The 21,967-nt window shown below is 43.8% G+C and carries 19 protein-coding genes; 9 read left to right on the top strand and 10 right to left on the bottom strand.

Annotated elements, in window-relative coordinates; all coding sequences use genetic code 11:
* The first annotated feature begins 124 nt into the window (after positions 1–124).
* The 3 genes from B4K11_RS05530 to serA all read left to right on the top strand — a co-directional run bounded on the left by B4K11_RS05530 (position 125) and on the right by serA (position 2,878).
* Positions 125–1,009 carry a LysR family transcriptional regulator gene (locus B4K11_RS05530; protein WP_292949044.1) on the top strand — a complete coding sequence of 295 codons (885 nt, stop codon included), beginning with the start codon at positions 125–127 and terminating at the stop codon, positions 1,007–1,009.
* A gap of 77 nt (positions 1,010–1,086) precedes the next feature.
* Entirely contained in the window at positions 1,087–1,368 is a 282-nt protein-coding gene (locus B4K11_RS05525; protein WP_292949047.1) for a pyrimidine/purine nucleoside phosphorylase, read from the top strand.
* A 277-nt stretch (positions 1,369–1,645) separates the two neighbouring features.
* Complete coding sequence (serA, locus tag B4K11_RS05520; RefSeq protein ID WP_292949050.1) at positions 1,646–2,878, top strand: phosphoglycerate dehydrogenase; 1,233 nt, start codon at positions 1,646–1,648, stop codon at positions 2,876–2,878.
* A gap of 34 nt (positions 2,879–2,912) precedes the next feature.
* Here serA and B4K11_RS05515 read toward each other — a convergent pair whose 3' ends face one another.
* Positions 2,913–3,884, bottom strand: a complete 972-nt coding sequence (locus B4K11_RS05515; protein ID WP_292949053.1) for an alpha/beta hydrolase — start codon at positions 3,882–3,884, stop codon at positions 2,913–2,915.
* 263 nt (positions 3,885–4,147) lie between these two features.
* On the opposite strand from B4K11_RS05515, the gene B4K11_RS05510 reads away from it, so the two are divergent.
* From B4K11_RS05510 to B4K11_RS05500, 3 genes are all read left to right on the top strand, one after another.
* Positions 4,148–6,325, top strand: a complete 2,178-nt coding sequence (locus B4K11_RS05510) for a malate synthase G (protein WP_292949057.1) — start codon at positions 4,148–4,150, stop codon at positions 6,323–6,325.
* 218 nt (positions 6,326–6,543) lie between these two features.
* Positions 6,544–7,380, top strand: coding sequence for an NAD-dependent protein deacetylase (locus tag B4K11_RS05505; protein WP_292949059.1), 837 nt, complete (start codon positions 6,544–6,546; stop codon positions 7,378–7,380).
* Positions 7,381–7,456: 76 nt separating this feature from the next.
* Positions 7,457–7,738: a peptidylprolyl isomerase gene (locus B4K11_RS05500; RefSeq protein ID WP_292949061.1), complete on the top strand. Its 282-nt coding sequence runs from the start codon at positions 7,457–7,459 to the stop codon at positions 7,736–7,738.
* A gap of 23 nt (positions 7,739–7,761) precedes the next feature.
* On the opposite strand, the gene B4K11_RS05495 is transcribed toward B4K11_RS05500, so the two are convergent.
* The gene (locus B4K11_RS05495; protein ID WP_292949064.1) at positions 7,762–9,195 is read right to left on the bottom strand and encodes a sensor domain-containing diguanylate cyclase; all 1,434 of its coding nucleotides are present in this window, start codon (positions 9,193–9,195) and stop codon (positions 7,762–7,764) included.
* A gap of 251 nt (positions 9,196–9,446) precedes the next feature.
* Here B4K11_RS05495 and B4K11_RS05490 point away from each other — a divergent pair, with 251 nt between their 5' ends.
* Together B4K11_RS05490 and B4K11_RS05485 are read left to right on the top strand one after the other, a co-directional pair.
* Positions 9,447–10,607 carry a cytochrome-c peroxidase gene (locus B4K11_RS05490; RefSeq protein ID WP_292949067.1) on the top strand — a complete coding sequence of 387 codons (1,161 nt, stop codon included), beginning with the start codon at positions 9,447–9,449 and terminating at the stop codon, positions 10,605–10,607.
* Between the two features lie 209 nt (positions 10,608–10,816).
* The gene (locus B4K11_RS05485) at positions 10,817–11,095 is read left to right on the top strand and encodes a hypothetical protein (RefSeq protein WP_292949070.1); all 279 of its coding nucleotides are present in this window, start codon (positions 10,817–10,819) and stop codon (positions 11,093–11,095) included.
* On the opposite strand, the gene umuC is transcribed toward B4K11_RS05485, so the two are convergent.
* From umuC to B4K11_RS05460, 5 genes are all read right to left on the bottom strand, one after another.
* The gene (umuC, locus tag B4K11_RS05480; protein ID WP_292949073.1) at positions 11,092–12,354 is read right to left on the bottom strand and encodes a translesion error-prone DNA polymerase V subunit UmuC; all 1,263 of its coding nucleotides are present in this window, start codon (positions 12,352–12,354) and stop codon (positions 11,092–11,094) included. The two genes, B4K11_RS05485 and umuC, sit on opposite strands and share 4 nt — an antisense overlap.
* Positions 12,355–12,363: 9 nt before the next feature.
* Positions 12,364–12,789 carry a translesion error-prone DNA polymerase V autoproteolytic subunit gene (gene umuD / locus B4K11_RS05475; RefSeq protein ID WP_292949076.1) on the bottom strand — a complete coding sequence of 142 codons (426 nt, stop codon included), beginning with the start codon at positions 12,787–12,789 and terminating at the stop codon, positions 12,364–12,366.
* A gap of 117 nt (positions 12,790–12,906) precedes the next feature.
* A complete protein-coding gene (locus B4K11_RS05470; RefSeq protein ID WP_292949079.1) occupies positions 12,907–13,524 on the bottom strand; it encodes a flavin reductase family protein in 618 nt (205 codons plus the stop codon).
* A gap of 114 nt (positions 13,525–13,638) precedes the next feature.
* On the bottom strand, positions 13,639–14,133 hold the full coding sequence (gene ilvN, locus B4K11_RS05465; protein ID WP_292949082.1) for an acetolactate synthase small subunit: 495 nt from the start codon (positions 14,131–14,133) through the stop codon (positions 13,639–13,641).
* Positions 14,134–14,135: 2 nt separating this feature from the next.
* On the bottom strand, positions 14,136–15,857 hold the full coding sequence (locus B4K11_RS05460; protein ID WP_292949084.1) for an acetolactate synthase 3 large subunit: 1,722 nt from the start codon (positions 15,855–15,857) through the stop codon (positions 14,136–14,138).
* 456 nt (positions 15,858–16,313) lie between these two features.
* Between B4K11_RS05460 and B4K11_RS05455 the strand changes: the two genes are divergently transcribed.
* Entirely contained in the window at positions 16,314–16,580 is a 267-nt protein-coding gene (locus tag B4K11_RS05455) for a hypothetical protein (protein WP_292949086.1), read from the top strand.
* Positions 16,581–16,674: 94 nt separating this feature from the next.
* On the opposite strand, the gene B4K11_RS05450 is transcribed toward B4K11_RS05455, so the two are convergent.
* From B4K11_RS05450 to clpB, 3 genes are all read right to left on the bottom strand, one after another.
* The gene (locus B4K11_RS05450; protein ID WP_292949088.1) at positions 16,675–17,463 is read right to left on the bottom strand and encodes a response regulator; all 789 of its coding nucleotides are present in this window, start codon (positions 17,461–17,463) and stop codon (positions 16,675–16,677) included.
* Positions 17,464–17,753: 290 nt separating this feature from the next.
* The gene (locus B4K11_RS05445) at positions 17,754–19,079 is read right to left on the bottom strand and encodes a sensor domain-containing diguanylate cyclase (RefSeq protein ID WP_292949091.1); all 1,326 of its coding nucleotides are present in this window, start codon (positions 19,077–19,079) and stop codon (positions 17,754–17,756) included.
* A 145-nt stretch (positions 19,080–19,224) separates the two neighbouring features.
* Entirely contained in the window at positions 19,225–21,804 is a 2,580-nt protein-coding gene (gene clpB, locus B4K11_RS05440) for an ATP-dependent chaperone ClpB (RefSeq protein WP_292949094.1), read from the bottom strand.
* Between the last annotated feature and the right edge of the window lie 163 nt (positions 21,805–21,967).

Here is a 21,967-nt window from a genome sequence, read left to right as displayed (position 1 = left end):
CTCTCAATATAAATACCCCTACCCGCCCATATTTAGGGCCTATAAATTTGAGATCGAACAGTAACAGCCTACTAAAAATAATTAAAATATATACTTTTTATGTAAAGCATAAGAAAATCTTATAATGAACATAAAACACCTTCGCTATTTTAAAACTGTCGCAGACCTAAACAGCTTCACAAAAGCCGCGGCACAGCTGCATATCGCTCAACCCGCTATCAGCATGGCCATACAAAAGCTAGAAAGAGAGTTAGAACTAACGCTGTTCCATCGGCAAGAACGAAAGATAAGCTTAACGGATGAAGGCTCCCATCTTTATCAACATGCTTGCAGCATTCTTCAAGCCACTGAAGATGCACATCTAGAGATGAGTGAGCTGAAAGGCTTAATTAAAGGCAACGTACGTGTTGGTATACCTAGCATGCTAGGCTCATACCACTTCCCCTCTATATTGATGGCCTTTAAAGAAAGTTACCCGCAACTCAATCTAACAATCATTGATGGCGGCGCCGGAAAGTTACAGGCGCTACTGGAAAAAGGAGAGTTAGATCTCGCGGTCATAGTCGATGAAACAGCACCCGAGCGTTTAGAAACGAAGGTTTTTCTTCGCGAGCAGATGATGGTTGTTTGCCCGAAAGAACATCCCTTTGCTAACTTGGACAGCATAAGTTATCCACAGCTTTTTTCTGAACCGCTCGCTATGTTTAATAAAGGTTATTTTCATCGAAATACGGTAGACCGTATTGCAGCTGAATCAGGCCACACACCTAATATCAGCATCGAAACCAACCTAATTCCCCTGCTCAAATCAATCGTAAAAAAAGGCTTTGCCGTTTCTACGCTGATGGCCATGGTGATTGAAGACGACCCCAAACTAGTCGCTCGCCCGTTCACAAAACCCGTATGGCTAGATCTTTCAATTGCTTGGCGTAAAGAGGGGTATCTATCACAAGCCAACCAAGCTTTTGTTAACTTCTTGCTCAAACATAGCAATGATAATGCACGATAAGTTCATAGCTTGCAGCGATTTGCATTTATCTTTATGATTCGCGCAACTTTTTATGTAGGTATTTAGGAACCCATATTATGTTGAGCGTAAACGAATACTTCGACGGTACTGTGAAATCCATCGGTTTTGAAAATTCTGAAGGAAAAGTAACCTCGGGCGTTATGGCACCAGGTGAATACGAGTTTGGTACAAGCGAAGATGAACTCATGAAAGTCGTGAGCGGTGAACTAAAAGTAAAACTACCGGGATCTGAAGAGTTTAAATCATTCCCAACTGGCACTGAATTCAGCGTAGCTGCAAATCAAAGCTTCCAGTTAAAAGTAGAGCAAGCCACTGCTTACCTGTGCTTCTACGGCTAAATTTTGGCTGTATTCTAAGTACTCCTCTCTGCTGTAACTTCATCACTAAACAGAAGCGATCAGCAGGGATACCTCCCTCTAAATTATACAAAAGCTCGCTTATCCGTCTCCAATACAATTTAACTCAACTTAAATTGAATATTTTTCCACCATTCTTGGCTCTTCATTCATCCTTTTCAACTTCCTCTGTGATAATATGCGCGCATAATTTTTTAAGCGACTTAACCTGTGGCGCACCTGTTATAGGTCATCACCACGCAAAGAAGAGCTGCACACCATGAGTAATACTACCTCTCTTGATAAAAGCAAAATCAAGATCTTGCTACTAGAAGGCGTACACCAATCTGCGGTAGACACTTTTAATCAGAATGGTTACACCAATATTGAATTTCTAACAGGCTCTTTGCCAGAAGATGAATTGCTTGCGCGTGTAAAAGACGCACACTTCATCGGCATTCGCTCGCGTACTCAGTTAACGGCTGAAGTATTTGAAGCCGCAAAGAAACTAGTGGCTGTTGGTTGTTTCTGCATCGGCACCAATCAGGTGAACTTAGAAGCAGCGACAATGCGTGGTGTTGCAGTATTTAATGCTCCATTCTCTAACACTCGCTCTGTTGCCGAGCTAGTGATTGCTGAAGCAATCTTGCTTCTACGTGGCGTAGCTGAGAAAAACGCTAAAGCTCACCGTGGTGAGTGGCAGAAATCTGCTAAAAACTCTTACGAGATCCGCGGTAAAAAGCTAGGTATCGTGGGTTACGGCAGCATCGGCTCTCAGCTAAGTGTTATTGCTGAAGCGATGGGTATGCAAGTATTCTTCTACGATGTAGTGACCAAACTACCACTAGGTAATGCAACTCAAGTTGGCTCAATGAAAGAGCTACTTAACATGAGCGACATTGTTTCTTTACACGTGCCAGAAACTCCGGCGACTAAAGATATGATGGGTGAAGCTCAGTTTGCTGAGATGAAGCAGGGTTCTATTTTCCTTAACGCTGCTCGCGGTACCGTTGTTGTTATTGATGAGCTATGTAAAGCACTTGAGTCTGGCCGTCTATTGGGCGCTGCGATCGATGTATTCCCAGTTGAACCTCGTACTAACAATGACGAGTTCATCTCACCACTGCGTGAGTTTGACAACGTTATCCTAACGCCTCACGTAGGTGGTTCTACGATGGAAGCTCAGGAAAACATCGGTTACGAAGTTGCAGAGAAGCTAATCAAGTACAGTGATAACGGTTCTTCAATTACGTCTGTTAACTTCCCTGAAGTTGCACTGCCAGAACATCCAAACGTTCATCGCCTACTACACGTTCACAATAACGTCCCAGGCGTAATGGCTGCTATCAACGTTGTTTTCTCTGAAAATAGTGTAAACGTAAGTAGCCAGTACCTTCAAACCAATGAAAAAGTTGGCTACGTTGTTGTTGATGTAGATGCTGATTGTTCTCAAGTCGCTTTAGAAAACCTTAAACAGATCGAAGGCACTATACGCTGCCGTCGTTTGTTCTAAGCTTAAGTTCAAACAAGAAACGGGTGACTTAAGGTCACCCGTTTTTATTTTCCCGCCCATTTAATATCTCTATCACCCTTCCCAATACCTGATCCCGATAGAAAACGCTTTCATTAACAAGGTGATGTTTTGCACCCTTGATCAACGTTAAATCTAAATCTGGGTATAAACGTCCCAACACCTGCATATTATGCCGCCAATCAACGGTTGCATCATCAGTGCCTTGGATCATATAGATACGTCCGAAGACCGGTTTATGTTGCTCAATCCAATCTCCCCAAGCCAACATAGCGCCCACCCACCTCACGGGAATATGTTTATGTTGTAACGGATCGTGCTCTGTAATAAAGCGAATAAAAGACTCATCGTGAGAGTTATAACTATATCGGCGAGGCACACGCTTGATTACATATTTAAACCAACGAAAACGCTGCTGGATAGAACGCCATAAACTAGGACGCACTAAAGGGGCCAATAAAATACGCTCCCCCACCTCTAATAGTGCTGAGGATGGAGATAATAATTGTTGCGCCATAATCACAGCGGCCCCTGTACTCTGACCAATCATATGCAGGGGAGAAGCGAAGGATCGACTCAATTTTTTAATAAGTTCTGCCAGCTGCAATCCATAGTGTTTAAAATCATCGACTAATAAGGGATCCCCATCCGATAAACCATGACCGCTTAAGTCATAACATACAACATCCAGCCCATCAGCCAATAACCGCTCAATAAGATGACTATATAAGCCTATATGATCCATATAGCCATGCAGAATAATAACCGTCCCTTTAGCGGCCTTATTCTCCTTTTGTGAAAACGATTGTAGCGTCACCCAATTGCCATCTAATAATATCCGGCCAATTTTATAAGCCGTACAAGTAACAGCCCCTAATAACTGATAGCTTTCTAAATACCCACGCACTTGCTGATTAGGTATTCCTTCAAAAGACTCCAAATATAAGGGCAAACTTTTGACTAACATATCCCTTTCGAATAGCTGCATATAAGCATTCCCCTTGACGGAAGGCAGAATAACAAACGAACAAAAGCCTCCTTTAACTGTAGCTTATGAGATCAACTATTCGCTCTATTTATACTCAACATAAAGCATAGTTATCATACTTTAGCGCTTACTTAGGCGACATTCGACCGTGTTTACGCTACTGTTGCGTTGCACAAAGATGACTGCGTTAAATAGCAGTTTGTACTTCATATCAGTTCACGGTTGCCTCGCACCTGAACTATCTACATCTGGGGCAATTTATTATGAGTCAAAGGATACAGAGCGGCGGCCTTCAAGTTGCAGAGTCTCTATACAACTTCGTAAACAACGATGCACTGCCAGGCACTGGCGTAACTAGCGAACAGTTTTGGGCTGGTTTCGATGCACTTGTTCACGACCTAGCACCTAAAAACCGCGAGCTTCTTGCTAAACGTGACGCAATCCAAGAGCAGATCGATGCATGGCACCGCGAACGCCAAGGTCAAGCTTTCAATCTAGACGCTTATAAAGGCTTCCTTTCTGAAATTGGTTATTTGCTGCCTGAAGGTGAAGATTTCACTGCAACAACTGAAAATGTTGACCCAGAAATGGCAACAATGGCAGGTCCTCAGTTAGTTGTACCCGTGATGAATGCACGTTTTGCTATCAACGCTGCAAACGCACGTTGGGGCAGTTTATACGATGCACTATATGGTACAGACGCTGTATCTGAAGAAGATGGCGCTGAAAAGACAGGTGGCTATAACCCTGCTCGTGGCGCAAAAGTTATTACGGCTGCACGTGAATTTTTAGACCAAGCGGCTCCACTGGCAGCTGGATCTCATAAAGATTCTTCAGGCTACACTATCGCTGACGGCAAACTTGTTGTTGCAATGACCGATGGTAGCGAAGCAACACTTGCTAGCCCTGAAAAACTGATTGGCTATACCGGTGAGATCTCTGCACCAACGTCTATTCTTTTCAAAAATAACGGCCTGCATTTTGAAGTACAGATCGATCGCGAAAGCGGTATTGGTAAAGAAGACGCTGCTGGCATAAAAGATATCGTGATGGAAGCAGCGCTCACAGCGATCATGGATTGTGAAGATTCTGTAGCTGCAGTTGATGGCGATGATAAAGTTGTTATCTACCGCAACTGGTTAGGCCTAATGAAAGGCGACCTAACTGAAGAAGTTAGCAAAGGCGGCAAAACCTTCACACGTACAATCAATGCTGACCGTGAATTCACAGCATTAGACGGCTCCAACCTTGCCCTTAAAGGCCGTAGCTTGATGTTCGTTCGTAACGTAGGTCATCTAATGACTAACGAAGCGATCTTGGATAAAGATGGCAATGAGATTCCTGAAGGCATCATGGATGGCGTTGTAACTACGCTAATCTCTATGCACGACATGCAGGGCAACGGTAAGTTCAGCAACACAACAACAGGCTCTACTTATATCGTTAAGCCTAAGATGCACGGCCCTGAAGAAGTTGCTTTCGCTAACGAGCTATTTGCTCGCATCGAAGACATGCTTGGCCTAGAACGCTTCACGATGAAGATGGGCATCATGGATGAAGAGCGTCGTACAACTGTTAACCTGAAAGAGTGTATCCGCGCTGCTAAAGAGCGTGTTGTATTCATCAACACAGGTTTCCTTGACCGTACGGGTGACGAAATCCACACCTCTATGGAAGCTGGCCCAATGATCCGCAAAGGCGATATGAAAGCCGCTGCTTGGATTGGTGCTTACGAGAATTGGAACGTTGATAACGGCCTTCTATGTGGCCTACAGGGTCGGGCTCAGATCGGTAAAGGCATGTGGCCTATCCCTGATCAGATGGCAAACATGCTAGAAGCTAAGATCGGTCACCCAATGTCTGGTGCTAACACTGCATGGGTTCCATCTCCAACGGCTGCGGTTCTTCACGCAACTCACTACCACCAGGTAGACGTATTTGCCCGTCAGGACGAATTGAAAGTACGTGATCGCGCAAACCTAGACGATATCCTAACAGTACCTGTTGAAGCTAATCCAAGCTGGACAGCTGAAGAGATCCAACAGGAACTAGACAACAATGCACAGGGTATCCTAGGCTACGTTGTTCGCTGGATCGACCACGGTGTTGGTTGTTCTAAAGTGCCAGATATCAATGATGTTGGCCTAATGGAAGACCGTGCAACGCTTCGTATCTCTAGCCAGCATATCGCCAACTGGTTGCGCCATGGCATCTGTTCTGAAGAACAAGTTATGGAAACCCTTAAGCGCATGGCAGCTGTAGTAGATCGTCAGAACGAAAACGATCCTCTATACCGCCCGATGGCGGGTAACTTTGAAGAGAGCGTTGCGTTTGCAGCGGCATGTGAAGTTGTTATCGAAGGTTGCGTACAGCCTAACGGTTACACTGAGCCAGTTCTTCACCGTCGCCGTATTGAAGCTAAAGCAAAGTTTGGCGCATAAGATAAAAAACTTGGAGCTTAAGAAGCACAGTATTTAAAAGGCTTAAATGTTTAAAAGCTTAATGCATAAAAAGCTTCAGCCTTAAAACACTTAAGCCGTAAAGATTAAGCTCCTACCTATAAAAACCGCGTATCTTGGAAACAAGAACGCGGTTTTTTTGTATACCCTCAGCTTTTATTTACTTTAAACTATATGAAATTCTTTTAAGTACCTATCCGATGCTACCCACTACGCCCGCTGAAGAACTTGCAGACTTTATCACTCGCCATCCTAGGCTTGTCGTATTAACAGGTGCAGGCGTAAGCACTGACTCAGGCATACCTGCCTATAGAGACAAGCTGGGAAACTGGCGTCACGCACCGCCGGTGCAACACAAAGAGTTCATGCAGAAACAGATAGCACGCCAGCGTTTTTGGGCGCGCAGCTTAGCTGGATGGCCGTTCATTCGTGACGCCCAACCTAGCGCTGCTCACACAGCGCTAGCTGAACTCGAAAAGCTTGGCCATGTTGACCTACTTATCACGCAAAACGTTGATCGCTTACACCAGAAGGCAGGGAGTCATCATGTTATTGATCTGCATGGGCGCGCAGACGAAGTTAAATGCATGGATTGTGGCAATCGATACGGCCGAAATGATATCCACAACACGAGCCTCAGCGAAAACCCACAGTTTGAATTACCCGACACTGATGTAGCCTCACGGCCCGATGGCGATGCAGATATTGAAAGCGAAAATGTCACCAAATTCAATGTACCTGAATGTAGGAGCTGCGGTGGTGTACTGAAACCAGATGTCGTTTACTTCGGAGACAACGTCCCAAAAGAAACCGTCTTTAATGCATTAGATTGCTTAGAAGAAGCGGATGCCCTTCTGACAGTAGGTAGCTCACTTATGGTTTATTCTGGCTTCAGATTTTGTAAAAAAGCAGTTGAATGGAACAAACCTATAGCGGCTCTAAACCTCGGCGTAACCCGTGCTGATCAACTGCTCAGCTTAAAACTAAATGCAGATATCTCAGGGACGCTTCAGAAAACTACCGACCTTTTGAAATAATTTGCCTTCTTTTTTATCTGCAATAAAACATCAGATAACGTAAAATAAAGATGTACTTTATAAAGAGACCTTCACCATGGCAAACAGAGCCTGTGCCCGACACATTTTAGTTAAAACCCGCGATCAAGCAGAAAAGATAAAGAAACAACTCAAATTTGGTTCTGATTTCGGCAAGCTCGCTAAAAAATACTCTTTTTGCCCTTCAAGCAAGCGTTTTGGCGATTTAGGTGAATTTCGCCGCGGGGATATGGTCAAGCCTTTCGATGACGTAGTGTTTAAAAAGCCACTACATACGGTTCATGGCCCTGTAAAAACTAAATTTGGCTGGCACCTAATTGAAACGATCTACCGTAAGTAAACTTACGGTAGCAAGAAAACCACTTAAGCGGACCTTACGCAGTTCCGCCCCTCTTTCTTAGCATTATAAAGCGCTCTATCTGCGGCTTTGATGTGAACATCAAGATCATACACCTCCTGCTGAGTCGCAACGCCAACGCTTAATGTAACCCCTTGTGCATATAGTTCTTTAACTGGGGCATCGAGTTCAAGCTCTTTTCTAATTCTCTCTGCTATCTCAGTCGCTTCATTATGAGTCGTTTCTGATAGGAGCAAAATGAACTCCTCTCCACCCCAACGCCCTAAATAATCTTCAGATCTAAGATTACGGCTCAAGAGCTGCGATATAGCTTGAAGAACTTTATCGCCTAAAGCATGACCTCCTTGATCATTAACCAACTTAAAATAATCAATATCAACCATCAACAATGAAAGCGGGCGCCCCTTACGGCTATGGCTTCGTTTTAAGCGCTCATATCGCTCAGTAAATGCACGCCGATTCAGCAGACCAGTTAGGGGGTCTTGCCAGGCTACACTCTCTAACTCTCCCTGATAGAAATTTAAGGCTTTTACCAATAACAACAGGACAATACCCGTTACAATAAAGCATACCAACAGTGTGACGTAGACCGGTGTTAACAAGGGCTTATCCACTAACCCCTCTTCTGCTTCAACGCATAGAATTAGATCCAACTCTTCAATATGGCGCGTATTCAGTAAGTAAGTTTTTCCATCCCTCATGTATGAAAAGCGCCCCTCTTCTTGAGTCAGCAGCTTTTCAACTATTCCTGCCATTCCTGGTTCTTGGTGTAAATTCTTTGATAAAGCCCCGGCCCTATCGTGTAATAGCAGCTCCCCTTTGGGCGTAACAAAGTAAACATTATTGCCGTAACGGTCACGGTAATCAGACAATATGCCCTTAATGCTTGCTAAATTTAGTCCAAGTCCAGTAGCCCCTAAGAAGCTTCCATCTGATGTCCTAATTTTAAAATTTATAAAAATCGTTAATTCATCTCCATGTGCCATATCAGGATCGAGGTTTAACTCATTATCAGCTCTCATTTGACGCACACGGAAATACCATTCATCCCGCAGATCCTCTTCTGAGACCTGTTTCAACAAACCGTCAGCATGGTAATAGTTACGCGTCAGATCAGACACCATAAAAGCAGTAAAGGCGCCATACTTCTGCTTTACCTCTCGCAAGTAGCGCGTCACAGCCCCTATATCTTGCTCCCCCCCTAAAATCCAATCCTTTAGAAACGTATCATTACCCATAAAAGAGGAGACGGTTCTCGGCTTAATAAGGTCGCGCTGCACCTCTGCATAAATATTATCACTGGTGAGCGGGAGCTCATGCTCCACCAGCATATCGACAGCTGACTCTCGAGATAAGTAAAAACTGACGGAAGCGGTCACGGCAAATCCCACAATAATTAATAAACTGACGACCACTAACATTTGTTGCTTAAACTTCACTTATAACTTCCTTATTTATACTAGTCCTCAGCCTTACGCGCATGAAGAGCTCTAGTTTGAGTATCCATTCAAAATAATAACGTGTCTTTTGAATATAGAAATACCTTATTACTCTAAACCTATACTAAATATTCAATTTGATAAGCTTTCTCCACAATAAATTTGATAGGTATCAATTCAAGACAGATTAAATCAATGATATAATTAAGAATCATTATCAATACTATTTATCTTTAGGTGTATCTCATTTCATGCGCACTCAATTTCTGACGCTAGTGATACTTAGCACTGCCCTTAGCGCTTGTATCAGCACATCTTCTACCGATACACATTCTCCACTCACAAAGGAAGCATTGGGGCAGCACTTATATTTTGATACCCAGTTGTCAGCAAATATCACCCAGTCCTGCGCAACCTGTCATTCACCTTCTCACGGATTTGCAGACCCCCGAGACAATGGCGTAAAAGGGGCCTATTCGCTTGGAGATGATGGCAGCTCACTAGGGGACCGGAATGCACCAACGGCTGCTTATGCGATGTTCAGCCCCAATTTTCGTCTGAATAAAAAAGGCCAATATATTGGAGGTCAATTCCATGATGGCCGTGAATCCGACCTTGCAGGTCAAGCAGGGGGACCACCCACTAATCCTATAGAGATGGGCATGCCAAATAAGGAAGCAATTGTTACTCGCTTACAAGAAAACCCGCTATATATCACCTCATTCAAAGCTATATACGGTGATAATGTATTTAATGATACAGAGAAAAGTTACGCTGCTATGGCTGACAGTATTGCTAGTTTCGAGCGTACAGAACTGTTTGCCCCCTTTGACTCAAAATATGATCGCTATCTAAGCGGCGAGTATAAAATGACCGAACAAGAGGAGCTGGGGCGTACCCTTTTCTTCTCTCAGCAATTTACTAACTGCCACTTATGCCATCAGCTAAATAAATCCCAACGTCACACACAAGAAACCTTCACTAATTATGAATACCATAATATAGGCGTACCTACGAATGCTGAAGGGCGCTTAAAAAATGGAGTGGACTTAGACACAGCAGATCTGGGGTTACTCAACCACCCTGCGGTTGATGATCCTAAACAGGCCGGAAAATTCAAAGTCCCTACTCTAAGAAATATTGCGGTAACTGGACCTTATATGCACAACGGTGTCTTCCAAGACCTACGGACCGTCGTCCTGTTCTATGACAAGTACAACAGCCGTAGTAAAAAACGTCGGATAAACCCGGAAACAAGCAAACCTTGGGGAAAACCGGAAGTTCCTCAGAATCTGGCCCTCAAAGAATTAGAAACAGGCCCTGCATTAAAAGAGCAGCGTATTGATGCCTTAGTCGCTTTTATGAAAACACTCACAGATAAGCGCTATGAGCATCTAATCAACTCAAAATAACTACTGAACAATAGCTACTTGGCAATAACTAGCAGGTAGGTCATAGAAGCCTACCTGCTAATCCCTTAGGAATGATTCTCTTCCTTTCACATACTCCACTTAAAAACTGCTAGCGAATTCCATCTTTTAACTGGCCCTGTCAGCCAATGTTCAGTTTTCCTCACCTATAATCGCTTCCACTTCCCAATGCTCTTTTGTTGATGACAGCGATGCGTAAACTAATCAAAGATTTCCGTGACTATCAATTCGTATATTACTGGTATGAGAAAGGCACAGGCAGAATAAGCCCTCAGCTACCGACACTTAATCATGCAGAAGAGTGGTATGCCCAGCAGCAACGTGAAAACTATACGGGTCCTGAACGACGCAGATGTAGAAAAGATAATCACCTACTGAATCAACGCAGATCTACTGATCAGCAGCTAAACGTTGATATTGATATCTCTATTCAGAAAATTTCTGATTTAAAACAATCCTTCGCAGCCTAACGAACCTTAGGTAACTCTTGCCAATTTGAGGTATACCTAGGCGATAGAAACTTTCTTTGCATCGCCCAATCCTGTGTCACTCCTTGACCCGCAAAGGTCACACCACGAGGATAGCGTTGATTTATCGCATCTAATGTTTGCATTAAGCTCACTGACTTTCCTGATTGCAGGTCTTCACAAAACATATCACTTTGATAGTTACCCGCAGGTTGCAGCTCACTCAAAACAACGCCCGCTTTCATATAACGATAACCCGATTTATAAATAGTCCTTAACAGTAAAACTGCCTGCTTGATTAATATTCGGCTATCACTCGTCGGGGTTGGTAACTTCACACTGGCCGTATTGCGATAACGCGGCTCAAATTGAGCATTAGGATTGGTGCGGATAGATACAGCCATATGAGAAGCGACCTGCTGATCTTGACGCAACTTCTCTGCTGCTCGCACGGCATACTCACGAACAGCTTCCTCTAAGGGCTGCCGCCGTGTAATTCGTGAACTAAATGTACGACTACATAAAATTTGTTGCCTCGCTTCTGGCGCCCCCTCAAAGCCAATACAGGATACGCCCCTTAACTCTAATATGGTGCGTTCAAGCACCACCGAATAACGACTACGCATCGTTTCAGCATCACTGTTTGCTAGATCTTCCGCTGTATGAATACCGTCGATTTTCAATTTAACCGCACTTCTACGGCCCACCCCCCACACCTCCTCTACAGGCGTTCTCTGCAACAACCGTTCACGCCAACCCGGTTTACTTAGGTTTACTACCCCTAAGCTTTGTGGGAAATGCTTCGCTGCATAATTCGCTAATTTAGCGAGTGTTTTTGTCGGTGCAATTCCGACACATACAGGCAAACCGGTCCACTGGAATACCTGCGCTTTCACCTCTTGCCCATAACGATCTAAATCAATCATCCGCTCCATCCCTTGCAGGTTCAGAAACGCCTCATCGATTGAATAAACCTCGACCTGAGGCGACACCAAATCCAGTACTTCCATTACACGCGCAGAGAGATCCCCATACAATGCGTAGTTGCTCGAGAACACATGCAGATCTCCTCGATCCACATGTTCACGCACCTGAAAATAAGGCGATGCCATTTTAATCCCCATCGCTTTTGCTTCAGCTGACCGAGAGATAATACAACCATCGTTATTAGACAAAACAACGACCGCTTTACCATTCAATTCAGGGCGGAACAAACGTTCACAGCTAACATAGAAATTATTGCAATCCACCAGCGCATACATGGACTGTCCTTACCGTACCGAGTGGATGACGTTAGTCACAACACCAAAGAGTTCAAGCTCACTACCTTCAGGAAGCGTAATTGGCTTGTAATTCCGGTTACGCGGGATAAGCCGACAGGTCGGCTGTAATTCAAGCTGTTTAACGGTCAACTCACCTTCAACACTCGCAATCACAATATCCCCATGCTTTGCAGATAGAGAGCGATCAACAATCAAAATATCAGTGTGATGAATACCGGCCTCAATCATAGAATCACCTTCGACGCGAACAAAGTAAGTTGCGGCAGGGCGCTGAATCAGTAACTCATTCAGATCAAGCGTCTTCTCAATATAGTCCTGTGCAGGACTCGGAAAACCAGCAGACACGGAGGAAAGGAAAAAGGGAATTTTAAGAGCGAAACCCACTTCACTCTGAGCAAGTAAGATAGCAGACATAATAGAACCATATACTGTTTATGTATACAGTATAATATATTCATACGACGAGTGCTAAGGTGTCTGAGAATAAGCCCCTAAAAGACGATAGGTCTGTTTCTTTATAAAGGCTTTTATTTAAGCAGGCCTTGGGACAGAAAGTATCTCCCCAAACGTTTCGTAATCAATCCCCCCCAAACGCGCAATCGGATCGACCCCTTGAGCATCAACTTTTAATCGACCTTTATCATCTTCCAGCGCGACCGAGTCATCTAGCCAAATTTTCTCAATTTGACCAAAAATAAGATGCTGATTGCTATTACCTATATCCTGTTGCTGATAGAGCGTGCAGGCTAACGCTATTTTCGGCCCCACCACACGCGGCAGTTCAACACCTTCAAATGCAACCGTTTCAAGCTTACAACATTCAAGTTCTGATTCCCCGTACGGTAAAGAAGCGGAGCTATCTGTAACCTCTTGCGCTAAATCAGAACCGGCTATATGAATAACAAAACGTTCTTTCTCAATAATATTTTTATACGTATCTTTCTCAGCACCATCCGGTTTCTTCGCACCGATCGATACCATGATAACAGCCGGGTCACTACACACCGCTGAGAAATAGGAAAACGGAGCTAAATTGTAATCACCCTGGGTATTCTCAGATAGTATCCAAGCCACAGGACGCGGAATAATCACCTGCGTTAATGTATGGTAAACCGCAGCCTTTTCCATCGAGAGTAAATCTAAAATCATTTTGCCTCTTTAAAGCAGCTCAGGCTTTCACAAATATTAACCAGCACACATTATAAGCATAAAAAAGCCGCATCCTGTTACCAGAATGCGGCTTAGTATCTAATCGCTAAACGATTAAAGGCTTAGAATTTTCTCACCACGTGCGATACCTGACACACCCGAGCGAACGACTTCCATAATATTAGAAGTACCTAACGCTTCGATAAATGCATCAAGTTTGCTGCTCTTACCGACTAACTGCACGGTAAAAGTGTTAGGTGTAACGTCAATGATCGTGCCACGGAAAATATCAGCTGTACGCTTAATCTCCGCACGCACAGTGCCATTGTTAGCCTTCATCTTGATCATCATTAATTCACGCTCAAGATGCTCGCCTTCAGTCAAATCAACAACCTTAACAACATCAATCAACTTGTTAAGCTGTTTAGTGATCTGCTCAACAACACGATCATCACCAACCGTAGTCACCGTCAGACGAGACAATGTCTCGTCTTCTGTTGGCGCTACTGTAAGCGATTCAATATTGAAGTTACGCTGCGAGAACAATCCAACGACACGAGACAATGCGCCCGGTTCGTTTTCCATCAATACAGAAATAATATGACGCATGATTATGTTCTCTCCGTTTTGCTTAGCCACATATCGCGCATAGAACCACGAGGTACCTGCATTGGGTAAACGTGCTCAAACGGATCAACAGCAATATCCATAAATACCATACGATCTTTCATCGCAAATGCTTCACGCATAGCGCCTTCAAGATCTTCGTAACGCTCAACTTTGATACCAACATGGCCATATGACTCCACCAGCTTCACAAAATCAGGCAATGACTGCATGTAAGACTGAGAGTGACGTGACTCATAGTTCATATCCTGCCACTGACGAACCATTCCCAAAGACTGGTTATTCAAGCAGATAACCTTAACCGGAATATCATACTGGCTGATCGTTGATAGCTCCTGAATATTCATCTGGATACTACCTTCACCCGTTACACAAACTACCTCTTCTTCAGGGAAGTTCATTTTAACGCCCATAGCCGCCGGTAAACCGAAGCCCATGGTGCCCAAACCACCGGAGTTAATCCAACGCTTAGGTTTGTTAAATTTGTAGTACTGCGCAGCAAACATCTGATGCTGACCTACATCGGAACAAACGTAAGCATCACCATTAGTAACTTTGCTTAACATCTCGATAACTTGCTGAGGCTTCATTAGCTCAGAGTCATCAGTGTTGAAACGACCGCCGTGACGTCCACGCCACTCTTCGATCTGTTCCCACCATGTTTTAAGGCTTTCAGCGCAAGGCGTATTTTTAGCAGCCTGAACCTGTTCTAGCATCTCTTTAAGTACAGCCTGTGCAGGACCTACGATAGGTACATCCGCTTTAACCGTTTTAGAGATAGATGCAGGATCAATGTCGATATGAACAATCTTCGCTGTTGGACAGAACTTATCTGTACCATTGGTTACACGGTCATCAAAACGCGCGCCCACAGCCAAAATCATATCACTATGATGCATCGCCATATTTGCTTCGTAACTACCGTGCATGCCCAACATGCCAATAAACTGAGGATCTGTACCTGGATAGCCACCCAAGCCCATCAGTGTATTTGTAACGGGGTAACCCAGCTCTTTAGCTAATGCGATTAATTGTTCACTCGCATCACCCATAATGACACCGCCACCGGTATAAAGTACTGGGCGTTTTGCAGCCAGTAACATATCTACCGCTTTTTTAATCTGGCCAGTATGTCCTTTAGAGATCGGATTGTAAGAACGCATTTTTACGCTCTTAGGGTATTCATATTCGTAGCGTTCAGTCGGAGCCGTCATATCTTTAGGGATATCGACAACAACAGGACCTGGACGGCCACTTTCCGCTATATGGAAAGCCTTTTTAATGATTTCAGGAATTTCTTCGGGCTTCTGTACGCTAAAGCTATGCTTAACGATTGGACGAGAAACACCGATCATATCGGTTTCCTGGAAAGCATCTTCACCAATCAGGTGTGACATAACCTGACCTGTGATAACAACCATCGGGATAGAATCCATGTATGCCGTCGCAATACCTGTAACAGCATTGGTAGCACCTGGACCAGACGTCACTAATGCAACACCGGCTTTACCGGTTGCACGTGCGTATGCATCTGCCATATGCGTAGCAGCTTGCTCATGACGAACCAAAACGTGTTCGACTTCATCCTGCGTGAAGATAGCATCATAAATATGCAGTAATGCTCCACCAGGGTATCCGTATATAAATTTAACGCCTTCATCACGAAGAGCGCGAATAACCATTTCTGCGCCTGAAAGTAATTCCACTTTTTTCACCCTCTAACGACGTCAGTGTCTCGTTACTGACGAAATTAACAGTTTTTGTTTCTGTAACGTTGAACGTGCCTGCACCAGACAAAATTGTTGAATCTCTAGCTATCTCACTCGGAACCATTCCAGGGTCGAGCTGAAGGTCCACGTTCGGGTGTGTGCCGGTGTTGGGGATCGCCCAACCGACAGACCTTTGAGAAACGGCTATCAGAAAGCTGTCTCCCTAAGCTTCGGGGTTACCTACACACTTAAGGCCTCAAAATTCGAGGCGGTTATTGTAGCCTAGAGAGGCGCGTTCTTTCAACAAAAACGTACCGCACATGCGAGATACAATCAGTTTATAAAGAGATGCTACCCAGAATGGATTGTTCGGGTTATAGTTTTCTTATGCACAAGGTATAAATACGCCTTATTTAGTAACGGCAACCTATTCTCTGTTTACAAGGTATTCCCATGAGTGTCACAGAAATTAAAAACAAAGAACGCGTGATTAACGAACTCACATCTTTTATTCGTAAAGTACTGGTTGAACCTGAAATTTGCGAAACAGCACTCAATATTGCACGCGAGCACTTAAACGATGAAAATCCTGAAGTCGTCATCGCAGATGCGTTATCTGCTACAACCAATATCAAGATTCCTGTGGAACATAGCGAGGCAGATAGACTGTTTCTTGAAGTTTTAATAGACGTTATTAAAGATGAGAAAGCGCTCTATTAAGCCGTAGAAAAAGCACTCAGAGCTTTTAGTTTGGGAGCTGGAAAGCTCCTCAGAACACATAAAGAAGGCTGTCAAAAACAGCCTTTTTTCATATTTATTTTTTAGGCTTTTTACCTAAACTAGAGATATAACTAGTCAAGATCTCTAGCTTTTCCGGATCATTATCAACAAACTGAACATCCACACTAATAAAATTAGTTTGCGTGCTTTTTTCATTCGCGTGCAGCCCCAAAATAAAACCATTCATCTGAGCAACACTACCACCATTTGGCTGTTCAATATCCACAACGGCTTGCTCTAACAAGTTAGGTATACCATCTTCCCGTTTTACCGCCACCTGCACTGTTTGCAAGGTAATATCTTTAATAGCACAACGTAGTGCACCGGCAGAAACTCGCAGTTGTGCCAAGCCCTTAGGTTTTTTAGCCTGCTTAGCTGATGCCGCAGTTTTACCTGCAGCCAACATCTGTGCGGCTTTACGACGAGACCCTGAGCTGGTTTCAAGTCGCTTACCTACATACTTCTTAATTTTTTCTACTAACTGTAAGTCCTCGAAAGGCTTGCCCATGTAATCATTTACACCGGCTTGAATCGCTTTTAAAACATAATCACGTTCACCACGACTGGTAATCATGACAAAGGGAACATCGTTATAGCTAGCTTGCTGTCTTGCCCACTGCAACAGTTCCAAACCAGACATTCCAGGCATTTCCCAATCACATAAAATCAAATCATAACTTTCGCCACTCATTAATTTTCGACCCGCTTCACCATCTTCGGCCGCATCAATGTGATATTCAGGAAAATGGTCACGTACTATTCGTGAAACATGATCGCGAATGAATCGCGCATCATCAACAATCAGCACTTTAGTCTGGCTCATTACATCCCTCATATTATTTTAAAATCAAACACCAACAACTTATTCAGAATAGATGATCAAGAACATAAATGCACTCCTATAATCATTCTCAAAGATCAATCTAAGTCGTATTGCTGGAATTAGTAATTGCGAAAACTTGTTTTCAAGCAAGCTTAGAAATACCCCCAATTCCTATGACTTGTGAAACACAAAACATAGTCTCTTCTCCGCTTCCAATAAATCTATTTAGAGAGAAAACAACATACAATACTGCCAAGTGAGTATTTCTGAGATCCCAACAAACATTAACACTAAGTCCAACCAGGGTCAGAGACAACACAATTCCGGCCCGTTTTTTTAGCTGCATATAACGCATGATCAGCACAATACAACAGCTGATCTTGATCACGAATACCATGCTCAGTAGACGCAACTCCAATACTGACCGTCAATGAAATCGGTAAGTCTATACAATTCAAAGATAGCGTTCTTACTTGATCCGCTAACGCTGTTGCGTCTTTAATATTTGTCCCGGGAAAAATACATAAAAACTCCTCTCCCCCCCATCTAACTAACAGATCCTCAGCTCTCAAAACGGTAGGCCATATTTGACCTAATTGGCGTAAGGCTTGATCTCCAACACTATGTCCAAAATCATCGTTAAGTTTTTTAAAATGATCAACATCGATCATTAAAACCGATATAGGTTTTTTCAATAGATCATCACCCGCAAGTAGCTTACATAAATAGTTAACTCCATGACGCCTGTTTGCTATGCCTGTTAACTCATCATGCATGGCTAGATGTTTTAGCTGGCGGTTCTTTTCCTTCAATTCCTCTTTCTGATGTGCCAACTTTACTTCCAACTCTCTGCGATCACGCACATCACGAACAGCGGTAATACGTACTTCACGGTTATCCCAGAAAGCAGTTCGCCCACTTACCTCGACTGGCACTCGCTCACCATCAGAACGAATTAAATCAATTTTATAGACCTGTTGATAATCGGCCAAAATACGCTGACGTACTAAATCCCGATCAGAAGGTGCTATAAACTTCATCATCGGTTGGTCAACAATATGTTCACGGGGTTGATTTAGTAGACTGACGCATTGATCATTGCAATCAATAATAACGCCTTCACATGTCACAGCGATAGCTTCAAAAGCAGCATCGGCTAGACGCCTGAAACGCTCCTCACCTTCTTGATTGATAACCTTTAAATGCTCAACTTCACGTATATCTTTAGCGATACCTAAGAAACCGCGAATATTACCCTCTTCATCATTTATCTGAGTCACAGAAAGTAACACCGGGATACGTTCACCCTCTTTACTGATGTAGGTCCAACGGTTCTCTGAAGGTTTTCCTAAACGAGCACGCGCTACAAACACCTCGAAACCGGTCACTTGAACACCTAATTCTTTACTGAGAACCTCACCGTACTCCACAACCTCTGCGTGATCATGAATCAACAGAGGTGTTTCTTTACCAACTAACTCCTCCTTGGAATAACCCAAAAGATCAACAGCATATTGATTACAGTAATAGATAAGGCCATCTAGATCGGTAGCAATGACAGTAAAACGCGCACTATCAAAAATGGCTTTGTACAACACTTCAGCGGACTGAAACAAGAGCATTACCTTATTAAACGATAACAGTGACAGTTACTTTCAAAGTGTAGAACCGATACAAAGATATTGCCCAATTTCAAACAAGAAAAAAGCCTATGCTTCTTCAAACATAGGCTTTCTGTGTGACTAAACGGACGAACATCGCTTAATGAAACACAAACTCCCCTTGTTCCACATCAACCCCGATTTCAGTACCTGGCAAATACTTACCCGCAAGGATCTCCAACGCTAACGGGTTTTCAATCCACTGCTGAATAGCACGTTTTAATGGACGTGCCCCATAGACAGGTTCAAAGCCTACATCGACCAGCTTATCCATAGCGGTGCTCGTCAATGTTATGCTGAGCTCTCGCTCAGCTAAACGCTGCTGCAAACGCTGTAGTTGAATATTCGCTATGCCAGCCACCTGTGATTTTTTCAAACTATGGAATACGACAACTTCATCAATTCTGTTAATAACTTCAGGACGGAAGTGCATTCCAACTGATTCCATTACCGCTTTATGCATAAGCTGATAATCATCGTCATCACTAAAGTTTTGAATCAAATCAGAACCTAGATTTGAGGTCATCACCACGATCGTGTTTCTAAAATCTACGGTTCGACCTTGACCATCGGTTAAACGACCATCTTCGAGCACCTGAAGCAATATATTAAAAACATCAGGATGCGCTTTCTCAACCTCATCCAGTAATAAAACCGAATAAGGTTTACGTCGAACCGCCTCAGTTAGATAACCACCCTCTTCGTAACCGACGTAACCTGGGGGTGCACCAATCAAGCGAGCGACGGAATGCTTCTCCATAAATTCAGACATGTCGATCCGTACCATCGCCTCTTCCGTATCAAAGATAAAACGCGCTAATGCTTTACACAGTTCAGTTTTACCGACACCGGTTGGGCCTAAGAAAAGGAAAGACCCGTTAGGTCGATTTGGATCTGAAAGTCCCGCACGCGAACGACGAACCGCATTAGATACGGCAGTAACCGCTTCTTCCTGACCAATAACGCGACTATGTAACTCCGCCTCCATACGTATTAATTTATCACGCTCACCCTCCAACATTTTGCTGATAGGGATACCTGTCCAGCGCGAAACAACCTCCGCCACCTCCTCTTCGGTGACTTTATTACGTAACAATTTGGTTTCCGGCTGCCCTTGCTCTTCTGTTTCCGCGGCAAGTGCTAACTGCTTCTCTAATTCAGGAATTTTTCCATACTGCAGTTCTGACATCTGCTGCAAATCACCTGCTCGAGTAAACTTTTCTAATTCAATACGAGCAAGGTCAAGTTCTTCTTTAACTTTTTGTGATCCTTGAAGCGCTAGCTTTTCAGTTTTCCATACTTCATCTAGATCTGAGAACTCTTTTTCTACACTCTGAATCGTACCCTCAAGTTCTTTTAAACGCTGCTTTGCCGCGGCATCTTTCTCTTTTTTCAGTGCTTCGCGTTCCATTTTTAACTGAATAAGACGGCGCTCTAAACGATCCATATCTTCCGGTTTAGAATCCATCTCCATACGAATCCTAGAACCCGCCTCATCAATCAAGTCAATCGCCTTATCTGGAAGCTGACGATCGGTAATGTAGCGTTGAGAGAGTTTGGCAGCGGCGATAATCGCTGAGTCTGTGATATCTACGCCATGATGAACCTCATAGCGCTCTTTTAAGCCGCGTAATATCGCTATGGTGGACTCTTCATCCGGCTCATCCACAATCACTTTCTGGAAACGACGCTCTAAAGCTGCATCCTTTTCAACATACTGACGATATTCATCCAGTGTTGTAGCACCCACGCAATGCAACTCACCACGTGCCAATGCAGGCTTCAACATATTGCCTGCATCCATTGCCCCTTCACCTTTACCGGCACCAACCATGGTATGTAGCTCATCAATAAACAGAATGACCTGGCCTTCCTGTTTTGACAGTTCATTCAAAACAGATTTTAAGCGTTCTTCAAACTCACCGCGGAATTTAGCCCCGGCAATCAGAGCTCCCATATCGAGTGAAAGCACCTGCTTACGTTTAAGACCTTCCGGCACTTCACCATTAACTATACGCTGCGCTAAACCTTCGACAATGGCCGTTTTACCTACACCAGGCTCGCCAATTAATACCGGATTATTCTTCGTACGACGCTGCAAAACCTGAATAGTACGACGAATCTCATCATCACGACCGATGACTGGGTCCAACTTACCGGCCTCAGCCCGAGCGGTCAGATCTATACAAAACTTATCTAAAGCCTGTCGATTGCCTTCCGCATTGGGGTCCTGCACCGACTCGCCTCCTCTTACTTGATCGATTACCGCTTCTAAACGCGCTTTATTAACACCCAAATCAGCTAACAGTTTCCCTGCAGGTGACTTATCCCCAACCAAAGCCAAGAGCACTAACTCGCTGGCAATATATTGGTCACCACGTTGCAGGGCTATTTTCTCAGCTTTATTAAAAATACGTGCGACATCTTGAGAAAATCGAATGTCTCCATCGGGCGTTTCTACCCGAGGCAACTGTTCGATTAGCTGCTGAACTTTCGCTTTTAAGCGTTGAATATCGACTCCCGCTTGGGCTAAAAGCGGAATCGTTCCGCCCTGCTGCTGTTCGAGCAAAGCCTGTAAAATATGAACCGGTTCAATGTAATTATGATCAAGACCAACAGCTAACGATTGAGCATCTGCTAGTGCTTCCTGAAGTTTGGATGTCATTTTATCCGGACGCATATACCCTCCATTAATTTCAACCATGCACGCGAATCAAAGCCATCAATCTTCGTATTCAATAATTGAGGAATGACTCGTAAAAGCATTCTTTATATAAGGGAGATATGTGGGTTGAAAGCGTTCGATTCAAGAGAAGGCGAACAAAAAACAAACAGAAAAGAAA

The organism is Neptuniibacter sp. UBA6509 (assembly GCA_002435145.1).
Classification (GTDB): domain Bacteria; phylum Pseudomonadota; class Gammaproteobacteria; order Pseudomonadales; family Balneatricaceae; genus Neptuniibacter.
Note: the sequence above shows the minus strand (reverse complement) of the source record. Positions and strands in the feature narration are given on the sequence as shown.

Bases quoted from the DNA above. Each gene is read 5' to 3' on its own strand.
- B4K11_RS05490 (WP_292949067.1), top strand. From the start codon at position 9,447: ATGCGCACTCAATTTCTGACGCTAGTGATACTTAGCACTGCCCTTAGC.
- umuC (WP_292949073.1), bottom strand. From the start codon at position 12,354: ATGTATGCGCTGGTGGATTGCAATAATTTCTATGTTAGCTGTGAACGT.
- B4K11_RS05510 (WP_292949057.1), top strand. From the start codon at position 4,148: ATGAGTCAAAGGATACAGAGCGGCGGCCTTCAAGTTGCAGAGTCTCTA.
- B4K11_RS05455 (WP_292949086.1), top strand. From the start codon at position 16,314: ATGAGTGTCACAGAAATTAAAAACAAAGAACGCGTGATTAACGAACTC.
- B4K11_RS05450 (WP_292949088.1), bottom strand. From the start codon at position 17,463: ATGAGCCAGACTAAAGTGCTGATTGTTGATGATGCGCGATTCATTCGC.
- B4K11_RS05470 (WP_292949079.1), bottom strand. From the start codon at position 13,524: ATGATTTTAGATTTACTCTCGATGGAAAAGGCTGCGGTTTACCATACA.
- B4K11_RS05505 (WP_292949059.1), top strand. From the start codon at position 6,544: ATGCTACCCACTACGCCCGCTGAAGAACTTGCAGACTTTATCACTCGC.
- B4K11_RS05515 (WP_292949053.1), bottom strand. From the start codon at position 3,884: ATGCAGCTATTCGAAAGGGATATGTTAGTCAAAAGTTTGCCCTTATAT.
- ilvN (WP_292949082.1), bottom strand. From the start codon at position 14,133: ATGCGTCATATTATTTCTGTATTGATGGAAAACGAACCGGGCGCATTG.
- B4K11_RS05485 (WP_292949070.1), top strand. From the start codon at position 10,817: ATGCGTAAACTAATCAAAGATTTCCGTGACTATCAATTCGTATATTAC.
- B4K11_RS05530 (WP_292949044.1), top strand. From the start codon at position 125: ATGAACATAAAACACCTTCGCTATTTTAAAACTGTCGCAGACCTAAAC.
- B4K11_RS05500 (WP_292949061.1), top strand. From the start codon at position 7,457: ATGGCAAACAGAGCCTGTGCCCGACACATTTTAGTTAAAACCCGCGAT.
- clpB (WP_292949094.1), bottom strand. From the start codon at position 21,804: ATGCGTCCGGATAAAATGACATCCAAACTTCAGGAAGCACTAGCAGAT.
- serA (WP_292949050.1), top strand. From the start codon at position 1,646: ATGAGTAATACTACCTCTCTTGATAAAAGCAAAATCAAGATCTTGCTA.
- umuD (WP_292949076.1), bottom strand. From the start codon at position 12,789: ATGTCTGCTATCTTACTTGCTCAGAGTGAAGTGGGTTTCGCTCTTAAA.
- B4K11_RS05525 (WP_292949047.1), top strand. From the start codon at position 1,087: ATGTTGAGCGTAAACGAATACTTCGACGGTACTGTGAAATCCATCGGT.